A 12,021-nucleotide genomic window follows, 5' to 3' on the forward strand; every position below is an offset into this window, starting at 1 on the left:
ATGGAGTAATATAATTCTTACAAAATGTGTGTGTTCTGGTCATTCATACCGGCAGACTGTCCCGCAGGCACAGCGCCCCGTATCCCACCACCGGGTTTGGATATTCCGTGAACGCCGGCAATGGCCGTGCGCCTCGCCGCAAATAGGCTTTCACCTTTTCCCCGTACAAAAACGGATCGTTCCCTTTCACAATTCCCCATTCCATCAAAAGCGCGCTGGCCCCGGCCGCGAACGGAGCCGCAAAAGAGGTGCCGGTCACCGTGACTGTTCCGCCTCCCACCGCAGTAGTAGTCACATTGACTCCGGGCGCTACAATATCTGGCTTCACTCTGTTCTCTTCTCTCGTAAATCCGCGCCCCGAAAAATCGGCATACGAAAATGTCAGAGAATTGTATGCGCCGACGGTCACAACACGTGATGCCGTGGAGGGAATCGTAAGCGTCGTATTTTCACTGGGATAAAGAAATCCTGTACCTACATTCAGCACATTTTCACTGGGAAGCCAGAGATAGTAATCTCCACGGACAATGCGGACCGGTGTAAGTACGATTTCCCATATCCCCGACGTAATATAGCTCTCAACAGGAAGAAAATCCAGATAAATTTCCTGCGCGGTGCTGTAAGGACTCGGCTTTCCATAATACAGCAAAATTTCCGTGCCGCCGATGCGGAACCGCTGTGGCCCAAGCACAGGGGACAGCGGCCCTACCCGGGCGCCGGACGGTGAGACAAGTGATATCTCCATATCATCCACATAAGATTTCCATATCTGTACATTGACCGTAGCCTGATTGGCCTGTATGGCCAGCTGAATCCTCGCCTCTTCATTCTCCCGCAGTATCCCCGCCGTATGCCCGGCCCCGGCCGCTTCATTGCCGGAACCAATACAGATGACACTCTTCCAAAAATTGGAGAGGTCATCGATAAAACGCTCCAAGAGAGAAGAACCGTCATGAGAGCCGTAGGTATTTCCAATGCTCAAATTTACCGCCAGCGGTCTGCCTGCTTTTAGCGCTTCCTCCACCGCATAATTCAGCGCCTGCATCAGCTCTGTAGTTCTTGGGAATCCTTCTTCTCTTGGCCTGCCCAGCTTCACGATCAACAACTCACTCTGCGAGGCCACGCCCCGGCTCTGGCTACCGCTTCCCCTGCCATTTCCAGCGGCAATTCCGGCGACGGCAGTGCCATGTCCCGACGTATCTACGCTTGGAAGAATCCGCCTTCTCTCCGCTTCCGAACCCGCGCCTAACGCCTCATTAATCTGCTCCCGGGTATACTCGCTGCCCAAGAAATATCCTTGCGGCGGATTTCCCGGGACTGTCTGGTCCCATAATCTGTGTATTCTGGTACTCCCATCCTCATTTCGAAAATCTTCATTGGCATAGTCAATTCCAGAATCAATGACCGCAACCAGTATACCCTCACCGAAAAGTACGTTAGAAGCCAAAGAAAGACGGGAACTCTGCACTTCGTTAATGCAGGACACCCGTCTTCCGTTTTCCGTCTGAAAAAACAACCGCTTCGGCTTTTCAATATACTCTATCTGCGGCGTGCGGGACAACCGCTCAATATCGCTTTCCCTCACAGTCAATACGGCATATTCATTTCTTAACTCTACAACTTGAAGGGCAAACTCCCTCACCGGGTCAAGGGAACCCGAATACTTTACGATAACTTCCCAGTCCCGTTCTATGGGATTAAAGCCCACATCAAGATTCAATGATTTTTCCCGCTCCTCCTCACTTGCGTCCAGCGCCAGATTCAAAAGGTTTTCTACATTTTGGTTTGTCATTAATTAAATCCTATCAGTCTTCTTGCCACATTATATGCGAGGGATGATATTTTTCTTCCTGGTTTTCCCGGCAGATTCATAGTCTGTCCCAGAATTCCATAGCGGATTTTCCAATAGGTCCTGTAGTTTTTCATTTTTAAATATTTCCAAAGTTCCTGCTTCTTCTCCAGATTCTCAGGTTTTTTTGAACGAATCAGCAGAATAGAGGAAACCGTCATCATAATCGCAAGGTAATTGGTCATATACTGGCGAAGCTTCTTGTTGGTAACCCGCTTCATATCATACATGTCTATCATACTTTTCGTAACAAATATCTGCTGGTCCACACGGCTTATCATCACCTTTTCATTGACAGACTGATTGGATCTTCCTATATAATAGCGGTAAAAGTCTGCATCCATATAGTAAATTTTTCTCACATGCGGCAGCGGATAGTATACATAAATATTGTCTACATAAAAAGTATGTTTAGGGAGCTTGAGCTGACATAACTTCAAGAACTCCGTCCGATAGATTACGGAATGCATCAAAATATACTGGTCAAGACGAAATCTGCCGATATCGCTCCAGCCAAAAATCTCATCCTGAGGTAGGACATTTTTATAATTAATTACTTTTTTATGCTCTACGCCTTCTTTTTCATAGACATAGTTGGCAACAAACATATCCACCTGCCGGTCCGTGTCCTCAAAGTTATGCAACACTTGTAGTATCTTGCTCAAGGCATCTTCATCCACCCAGTCATCGCTGTCCACTACTTTAAAATACTTTCCTTCCGCATAGGAAAGACCTGTATTTACCGCGTCCCCATGTCCGCCATTTTCCTTGTCAACCGCTTTGATTATGGTGGGGTATTTTTCTTCATATTGATGTGCGATTTCAGAAGTCCTGTCCTTAGAACCGTCATTTACAATTATAATTTGTACATCGTCCCCACCTGTCAGTATAGATTCTATCGCATGCTCCATATAGCTCTCTGAGTTATAGCAAGGGATCGCAAATGATATATATTTCATAAACGTTTTTTTCCTTTCCTTCTACTCTCGTATTTTTATTAGTATATCCCATTTCGTTTTGTTTTCCAACAAATATTGTAAATTTCTCATAATTCCGGTATAGTTATACTATACTGTCAGGCTTTGCCGCCTTACAGCAAGATATTAGGAGGAGGAATGATACATGAACAACAATTTATTGGTAGGACAATCAGGCGGCCCCACCGCTGTTATAAACGGAAGTCTTTACGGCGTCGTTTCCGAGGGACTGGATAACCCGGCCATCGGACAGGTTATCGGTATGGTAAATGGTATTGAAGGATTTTTGAATGGACGCATGATGGCTATGGAACCGCTGAGGGAAAATGGTGAATTAGAGTATATCCGCACGACTCCCGGCTCTTTTCTCGGCTCCTGCCGCTACAAATTACCAGAAGACCTAAGTGATCCCGTCTATCCAAAGTTATTCGAAATGTTTTCAGAAAATAAAATCGGATATTTTTTCTATATCGGTGGAAATGACTCTATGGACACCGTGAGCAAGCTATCCCGCTATGCCGCTTCCATCGGAAGTGACATTAAAATCATTGGGGTTCCCAAGACAATCGACAACGACCTTGTAGAGACGGACCATACGCCGGGATTTGCCAGTGCCGCTAAATATGTGGCCTCCACAGTACGTGAAATTGCCGTTGACGCTTCCGTATACGACAACAAACAGTCCGTAACTATTGTAGAAATTATGGGACGCCACGCCGGTTGGCTTACTGCTGCCAGTGTTCTGGCAAGGAAGTTCGAGGGGGATAACCCGGTTCTCATCTATCTTCCGGAAGTTGCCTTTGACACAGATGCGTTTATCAATAAAGTCAAAGAAAAACTGCAAAGCTGCAACAATCTGGTGGTATGCATCTCAGAAGGAATCAATGACGGGAAAGGCACATTTATCTGTGAACTTGCAAGTGATGTAGGCGTAGATAATTTCGGCCACAAGATGCTGACTGGTTCCGGTAAGTATCTGGAGAATCTAGTAAAAGAAAAACTAGGCATCAAAGTCCGCTCTGTCGAGCTTAATGTAAGTCAGCGCTGTTCTTCTTCCTGTCTTTCCGCCACAGACTTAGACGAAGCCGTAGGTTCAGGAAGATATGCAGTAAAAGCAGCGCTCGAAGGAGAAACAGGCAAAATGATCACCTTCATACGCAAATCTTCCGCTCCTTACAAAGTGGAATTCGGAACCGCAGATGTTGCGCTAATCTGTAATATGGAAAAGCCCGTTCCACTTACATGGATTACAGAGGATGGCTCCGACATCGGTGAAGAATTCATCGCGTATGCCGCCCCTCTTCTCATGGGTAAAGTAGACGTTCCGCTGGAGAACGGTCTTCCCAGATTCGCATATAGAAAATAATAAGCCTTCTGGCTATCTGCGCAGAATATTATGAGATGTGGACACTTTATGTGCTCCACATCTTTTTTATTGCTTTTGTAAACCTTATTAGATATAATATGAACAAGCTTAATTTTACCAAATGACAAAATTGCCGCTCCTATTCTTCATACGAATTTGCATGAAATCCGGGGCAGTCACTGCATAGAAGGAGAAACAAACATGGAACATGATAATCTAGAAAAGAAGGCCGGCTATTTCAAATGGATGCTGGATGAATACGCCGGTAATGCTTATGTGTCCGACATAACAACTTATGAGCTTCTATATCTCAACAAAACTTCTTGTGAGACCCTGTGTCTTCCGCCCAAAGAGGCGCTCGGAAAAAAATGTTATGAAATCATTCAAGGAAGGACTTCACCCTGCCCCTATTGTACAAACAAACTCCTCACGGAAACAGAATTCTATGAATGGGAATTTTATAATAAAACATTGGACCGCACTTTTATGATTAAAAACCGTCTCATTGACTGGGACGGCCGCATGGCTCGTCTGGAATTGTCCCATGACAATTATAGCCCTGAATATAATCTGGCCAAAAAAGAACGGGAAAGAGATGCCATCATCAGAACCATACCCGGAGGCTTTGCCCGTGTCGACGCCAGAGATATGCGTACCATTCTTTGGTATGGAGGCGGATTTCTAAATTTAATAGGTTATACTCCAAAACAATTCGAAGAAGAACTTCATTCCCAGTGCACCTATGTCCATCCTGAAGATTTAGACCGTGCAGTTGAAATCATGCAGAACGCAAAAGTTTCCGGCTCCGACACCTCATTTGAAACCCGTATCATCACACGCAGCGGCAATACTAAAATATTGACTATGACTTTCAGCTATGTCAGCAGCGAGGATAGCTGGGATGGTATTCCTTCTTTTTACAGTGTAGGTATCGATGTCACAAAAGAGCGGGAAGAGCAAGAACGGCAGCGGAAAGCTCTGGAGGAAGCTTATCAGGCAGCCCGTGTGGCAAGCTCCGCGAAAACGAATTTCCTCTCCTCTATGTCCCACGATATACGAACCCCTATGAATGCGATTATGGGGATGGCTGCCATAGCACAGGCCAACTTGAACTATCCCGAAAAAATACATGACTGCCTCAACAAAATCGGTACTTCCAGCCGGCACCTGCTCAGTCTGATCAACGAAGTACTTGATATGTCCAAGATTGAGAGCGGTAAGCTCGAACTTACACTGGAGCAAATCAATCTTCCCACTTTAATTCAGAGCATCACAGATATGTGCCGCCCCTTACTGTCAGAAAAACAGCATGATTTTCAAATCAGTATCGGACAGGTGCGGCATGAGAATGTAATAGCCGACGAAGACCGCCTGCGCCAGATTTTAATGAACCTCCTTTCAAACGCAATAAAATATACGCCCGAAAAAGGAACAATTATTTTAAGAATTAATGAATTACCTTCTCAGACTCCCAAAAAGAGTCAATACGAGTTTATCTGCATAGACAACGGTATCGGAATTTCCAGTGAATTCTTGCCCTCTGTCTTTGAACCATTTTCACGCGCAGAGGATCCTCGCATCAGTAAACTTCAAGGAACCGGTCTGGGAATGACTATAACGGAAAATATAGTACATATGATGAACGGGACTATCGAAGTCGAGAGTGAGCTTGGCAGCGGAAGCAAGTTTACAGTTTCCGTTCCTCTGGAATACTGCGCTGAGGAAGAGCTGAACAGTGATGAATTGACAGGGCTTCCTGTGCTTGTTGTAGATGATGATCAAATCACCTGTGAAAATGCAACGGCTCTTCTCAATGAATTAGGGATGCGGGGGTACTGGGTTCTTTCAGGTGCAGAAGCCGTGAGCCGTATTTCCGACGCACATGTACAGCATGATGATTTTTTCGCCGTTATCCTCGACTGGAAAATGCCGGAGATGGATGGACTTCAGACAGTCAGGGCTATACGGGGCAGGCTGGGGGATGATGTCCCTATCATTATTATATCTGCCTACGACTATTCAGAAATTGAAGAAGAATTCCTTCAGGCAGGCGCAGATGCCTTTATCACCAAGCCTTTATTCAAATCACGTATGCTGCAAGTCCTGTTGCTATTCGTCACAGAAAATAGAAGTGACGCAACGGAATCAATTTCTATAGAGACTTGCTCCTCCGCCATCGAAAAGCGAGTCCTTCTCGCAGAAGATAACGATATCAATCGTGATATTGCAGTGGAGTTGCTGGAAATGCAGAATATCCGCGTAGACGCCGTGGAAAATGGCCAGAAGGCTGTAGAAACATTTAAAGCTTCCTCACCCGGTGAGTACAGCGCGATCCTTATGGATATCCAAATGCCCGTTTTAAATGGCTACGACGCCACCTCAGCTATTCGTTCTTTAAACAGGGCCGATGCCCGGACAATCCCAATCTTCGCTCTGACGGCCGACGCTTTTACGGCCGATGTAGTAAAGGCCCGCAGTGTCGGAATGAACGAACACATTGCAAAACCAATAGACATCAAACACTTGATGACCGTGCTCCAAAAATGGACAGAATAAAGGAGGATCGACAATGTCTAACTTCAACAGTCAGGAACAGATGATTTACCGCAGCCTTGCCGGCCAGATACAGCTTGGTTTTTATCAAGACGGTGAACGATTCCCAACTATTCAGGAGATAGCCGACCGTTATGGAGTGTCATACTGCCCGGCGCAAAGAGCGCTCAAAGAACTGAAAAAAGACGGCCTTATAAAAGTTGCCAGAGGAAAAGAAACTGTCGTTCTCGACAAACCCTATGACAATTATTTGGAGAGCGCCGTCTTCTATCAGAGGCGTCCTGCCTTAAAAGATTTGTTTTACTCTCTGCAGCTCATCTCATCATCTATCTCCTTTCAGGGATTGTGCGCTGTCGAGGAAAAAGATATATCCAGGCTGCCCGGTATCGAACACTCCTGCCCCCCTTCCATGAAACGCTTGTACCAATTATTCAATATATCACTCGATGCTCTTGGAAGCCGGACAGTCAAAAGTCTATACTATGATATAGGGGCTTTTGCAGAAAGCTCTTTTCAAGACATATTGTATGCTATATATGGCAAGGAAAAAGCCGGTGCTTATTTCAATCAATTATCAGAAACGTTTCTGAGAAGCCTGAAAGACTGTCATGCGCATCATTATATTGAGGGATTCAACCTGTTAAAAGGAATAGAGCAGAAATTTTTCGAGGATTTAGAACACTATTTCACCGACTGTCCGGCCGATTCTTCCGACCAAATATATCAGCCATTTACATGGGAGCCCTACAAGGGCCGCGCCCGATATTGCGATATTATTGCCATGGATCTACTGCGAAAGATCAATCAAGGAGTCTACCCTGTGAATACACTCCTTCCCAGAAAATCCGCCCTAGCCGATATGTACCATGTCTCTAAAATTACAATACGCCGGACAATAGAGCTTTTGGATAAGCTGGAAATTACTCAGACTTACAATGGTATCGGAACTTCCGTAATCTGTAAAAGTGATTCTTCCATCCCTTATAGAATCAAAAGCCTGATGACCGATGACAGTTTCAAAATGTTTTTAGAAGCACTTCAGTTTCTTGTCATCACATGCGAGCCTGTCATGCAGTACACTTTTACATACTGTTCCCCCTCCTCGCTGGACACCATAGCCGCCGCCATCAGTACAGAAGAACAATTGGCTGCCCCCACGCTGATTACCGGAGCCTGTCTTCAAGCTGTAGTACATCACTGTCCTTTAGCCGCTATTCGTGAAATATATGGTAAGATTACCTTGCTGCTACTTAACGGAAGCATCCTGCATTTCAATGACAGTATCCCTATGCAGCTCCCCGATTGGCCTGATATCCGCCGGCAGCTGTCCCAGAGCCTTGACTCAAGAGAAAGCGGTAATTTCGCTGCCGCTTTCAAAAGATTATCTGGAGATTACTTTATACTTATGAAGAAGCATTTATTAAAACTAGATATTGCAGAGGTAGATAATATCTGTTGCCCTCGTTCATAGTTTGTTCATTTATCTTTAAAAATTCTTTCATTTGTTAAACATCTTTTCTTCACAACTATCTTCTATACTAAACTTATCAAATGAAAAACAAGCAACAAACCTTAAGACAATAACTAGTAATTTACTATTGGAATAAACTTTTTCATAATACATGCCGGGAACTGGAGAACAGTTACCCGGCATCCTCCCTTTTCTGGGGTACTTTTTATTTTTTCCTCTGTCTCCAGCCTATCAAATATATCCCTGCCGCGATACTGCCAGACAACAGAAAAACACCAAAGCCAAGTACTGTCCCCTCTGTAGTTTTTTTCTTCTCAGAACGTTCAGCTTTTCCGTTGCCCTCCCTCTTCCCATAATCTCCGCTTGAAAATATTCGTTTCATCGTGCTTTTTTCTTTTACTACCTGAATCCGAATCTCCTTTTCCGCCATATTTCCTGCCCTGTCCACGGCAGATGTTATAATTTCATAGGGTTTCTCTTCGTCTAAATTATACCTGTACACATTACTCTTATCTGATACCAGCTGTTTCTTCCCGTTGATCCGTATTTCTACAATCTTGTCCTGCACGTTTTCCGTCCGTATTTGAATGTCCGCCTCTTTCTCGAACTCCTGACCTTCTCTTAGTTCTTTCCGTCCATTCTGCTCTTCATATTGAATCACTGGAGGTGTGTTGTCAATCATGAATTCTGCACTGCTGAAAGCCTCGTTGCCGGCCGCGTCTTTGGCGGCCAGCTTCAGTATATGCTTTCCTTCCCTCCGTATGCGCTGCCCCGGTGCATACAGCCTGCCGTCAAGCTCTAGGTGGTAAGTATATGTAGTAAAGTCTTCGACAATATCCGCCACATCGTAATTCCAGCAGAATTCTTTCAGCCACTTGCCTTGAAAAAGTTCCACTCCACGTATGATAGGATTTGTTTTATCCAGAATGACCTGTCTGTACAGCTCGGTCTTATTCCCCGCCTCATCCGAAGCCATAAATTTAAACCGGTAAATTCCATCCTGCTCTAACCGTGCTCCTGTCACGTACCCGCCGTTCGCTGCCTGCCACTGTGAAAGCCGCTCTTCATTTTTTACACCTTCTGGGTTCTCCTGCTCCATGACAACTTCCATGCTCCCGCATCGGTTTTCTTCCTGAACTGTAAACGTAAGTTCTAAGTTCCTGCCAGATATTAAATAATTATCTGCACCGGAAATATCGAGTACCGGCGCTGTCATGTCGATATAGATAGCACGTTCCTCTTCCGTAATGTTGCCTGCCTGATCCTTGGCTCTCACCCAGATACGAATAGGCTTCCCTGCCGTGGATGCACTCTCCACCTTAAACCGGAGTTGTCCCCCACCATTCTCAAAGTATTTTTCTCCATACCCGCCATGCAGGCCTGCGATACCGCTCCCCTCATCCTCTGCCTTCACTTCTACTAATACCGCCTGACGGAACCAGCCCTCCCCTGCCGGTGACAAAAACTGTATCTTCGGGGGTGTACTGTCTACCTGCCATACAAAATTTTTCTCCCATGTCTTTAATTCCTCTTCGGAAAACTCAGGCAGTTCTTCCTCCGGTTCCTCGTTATCTGAGTCTTCCGGCTCTGTATCCGGCTTTTCCGGAATCTGTATCTTCTCCAGCCACACGGAAAGATGATAGGTACCGTCGCCCGCTGTTCCCTCCCAAAATAGATTTTCATTTTCTGTATCGAGCTGGCCCTCTGCCACCTCTCCATCCGGGCAGATTATGCGGTATTTGGTAATCAATCCTTCATCTTGATGAGAAAGTTCAAAGCGAGGCATGCTTTTATAAAATCCATTCTCCCCGTCCGGCTCGTCATACAGCAGCCGGTACCCTTTGATTTCCGTATATTCCGGCTCTTCCCCGCCCTCGGCCGCTAGAGTCATGAGTACGCCCCACGTTCTTGTGTACACTTTCTGACAGCAGCAAAGTACCGCAAACGTCAGTACAATCATCGTTGCCCTTATCTTCCGACACATACATTTTCTCCTTCCACCGTAATCTCATACTCCTTCTGCAGTTTTTGAAACTCCACATTATCCTTGATATCCGGCAGCATACTCAAAGCATTCTTAACGTATTCGGCGCAGACCTCTCTATCAATTTCGTTATCCGCACAGCACTGCTTAAGGTAACGCACCCATGTCTGTTCTGACTGAGGCATCTTCTCCGTTCCTTCTTTCAGTATCTGCCACACGTTTTCTTTCTGTCCCGCCCTCTCATATAGCCCTTCCAGCTTTGCGTATATTTGCTCCAGCGCGGCAGGTTCCTCCTCCAACTCTTTCACTGTCTCGTATTCTTCAATTGCCCGTTCATCCTCACCTGCCGTTTCAAAAGCTCCGGCCAGATAAGTCCTGACCTCTAATTCATGTTTTTTCCCTCTGTCCCTGCTTTTCCATGCATCACTTTCCAGTAGTTCCGCACAAGTATATATAGCCGCTTCTGCCGAAGATTTTGTATTCAGAAGCCCATATGCCCGAAGAAAGGGAATCTGATACAAGACCTGCTTTTGCTCCCACCATTCCTCAGCTTTTACTTTCTCTAATTCTTCGCTCCCCTTCTGAAGTGCCTGCTCCAATTCTCTTCCCGCATAGGTACCATTTTTCTCTCTCCCTATATAATGAATAATCTTTAAATAAATTTCTGCCAGCTCTGAGTACGCTGCAGCCTCTTCAAAGCAGGCAAGGCTCTGTTCCTCGTCCTCCAGCTCGGTCAAATAGAGTAGTCCCAGCTCAAGCTGCGTATGGATATGTTCATTTTCCTTGACTTCCTTCTTCTGCCCGGAAGCGGTAACCTCTTCAATCTCCGATGTCCGGGCCGCCCCATTCTTGTCCCCGGCTCTGGCCGTGGACGCCTTATTTCCGCCTCTGGCTGATACAATGATAACTGCCACAATGATAAGGAACGCCGCTGCCCCGAGAATTCTCCTGCGGTTGTGCCCCTTCTCCGGTATCTTCACCTCTTTATCACTCAGTTTTTTTAATTCCCGGTGAATCTCTTTCAAATCCTTAAGTTCTTTTTCCCGTTTATCCGTGCATTTGGATATTACCCGTCTGAGGCTTCTCTCCTCTTTTCTTGTGAATCCGGGCACTGTCACACATTTAGCCGCAAGAAATTGAATGGTCTTCCCTAAGCTGTACATATCATCATCAAACGTCATTTTCAGAGACAATACTCTCTCCGGCCGCATAAAGAAGGAACGCACACTTTTTTTCTGCATGAACCCTATTAATTCTTCATTTTCCTCGTCCTTTGTGTCAAGGAAAACCGGCCCCTCCTCTGTCAGTACTATCGCGTAAGGGTTAAAATATCCAAAGCATTCACCATCCTTCCACTTATAAAACTGCACCGCCAGCGCGCCTATCTTCGCAAGCCATCCAAAAAATATAGTTTTATCCGTCTTGGGATGCACTTTTAGATATTGAGCCAGAGAAGTCCCCTCAACATAATCATGAATCATATGGCAATACCCATTTTTATCCACAAAGCGCAGCACCGCATATTCACATCGTTGCTCCAATCTATCCCTCCTTATTTTTTTGTAAAATGAATGTAAATCTGGAATTTTAAAACGAGCCCCCGCCAACGGCGCAAGGTACATCTGATATTACTGAAACATTAGAATCCTGTCTTCCCAGACAGTGAATTGAATTAGAGTGATTCATATCTTACCCGATTTTTTTAGAAATGACAATAGGTTCTGTACAGAAATGTTACACAAAATTTTATGCCCGGCAGGGGATGATTCTCCCGCCGGGCACACTGGAAACCAGCTTATTTACTGGACTTCTTTCATTGTG

7 protein-coding genes are annotated in these 12,021 nt (G+C 45.4%); 3 read left to right on the plus strand and 4 right to left on the minus strand.

Annotation, left to right across the window (positions count from 1 at the left end):
• Positions 1 to 43: 43 nt before the first annotated feature.
• Both BN6465_RS01425 and BN6465_RS01430 read right to left on the minus strand, forming a co-directional pair.
• The gene (locus BN6465_RS01425; RefSeq protein ID WP_066730996.1) at positions 44 to 1,792 is read right to left on the minus strand and encodes a S8 family peptidase; all 1,749 of its coding nucleotides are present in this window, start codon (positions 1,790 to 1,792) and stop codon (positions 44 to 46) included.
• Positions 1,792 to 2,808 (minus strand): glycosyltransferase family 2 protein, encoded by a 1,017-nt coding sequence (locus tag BN6465_RS01430; RefSeq protein WP_066730999.1) that lies wholly within the window; start codon positions 2,806 to 2,808, stop codon positions 1,792 to 1,794. Before BN6465_RS01430 ends, BN6465_RS01425 begins: the two co-directional genes overlap by 1 nt.
• A gap of 163 nt (positions 2,809 to 2,971) precedes the next feature.
• On the opposite strand from BN6465_RS01430, the gene BN6465_RS01435 reads away from it, so the two are divergent.
• From BN6465_RS01435 to BN6465_RS01445, 3 genes are all read left to right on the plus strand, one after another.
• Positions 2,972 to 4,192, plus strand: coding sequence for a 6-phosphofructokinase (locus BN6465_RS01435; protein ID WP_066731001.1), 1,221 nt, complete (start codon positions 2,972 to 2,974; stop codon positions 4,190 to 4,192).
• Positions 4,193 to 4,393: 201 nt separating this feature from the next.
• Positions 4,394 to 6,748 (plus strand): PAS domain-containing hybrid sensor histidine kinase/response regulator, encoded by a 2,355-nt coding sequence (locus BN6465_RS01440; RefSeq protein WP_066731006.1) that lies wholly within the window; start codon positions 4,394 to 4,396, stop codon positions 6,746 to 6,748.
• A 13-nt stretch (positions 6,749 to 6,761) separates the two neighbouring features.
• Positions 6,762 to 8,216 (plus strand): GntR family transcriptional regulator, encoded by a 1,455-nt coding sequence (locus BN6465_RS01445; RefSeq protein WP_066731009.1) that lies wholly within the window; start codon positions 6,762 to 6,764, stop codon positions 8,214 to 8,216.
• A gap of 205 nt (positions 8,217 to 8,421) precedes the next feature.
• On the opposite strand, the gene BN6465_RS01450 is transcribed toward BN6465_RS01445, so the two are convergent.
• Together BN6465_RS01450 and BN6465_RS01455 are read right to left on the minus strand one after the other, a co-directional pair.
• On the minus strand, positions 8,422 to 10,200 hold the full coding sequence (locus tag BN6465_RS01450; RefSeq protein ID WP_066731011.1) for an Ig-like domain repeat protein: 1,779 nt from the start codon (positions 10,198 to 10,200) through the stop codon (positions 8,422 to 8,424).
• The gene (locus tag BN6465_RS01455; protein WP_066731014.1) at positions 10,185 to 11,741 is read right to left on the minus strand and encodes a hypothetical protein; all 1,557 of its coding nucleotides are present in this window, start codon (positions 11,739 to 11,741) and stop codon (positions 10,185 to 10,187) included. Before BN6465_RS01455 ends, BN6465_RS01450 begins: the two co-directional genes overlap by 16 nt.
• Positions 11,742 to 12,021 lie beyond the last annotated feature (280 nt).

Source organism: Bariatricus massiliensis (assembly GCF_900086725.1).
Lineage (GTDB): Bacteria > Bacillota > Clostridia > Lachnospirales > Lachnospiraceae > Allocoprococcus > Allocoprococcus massiliensis.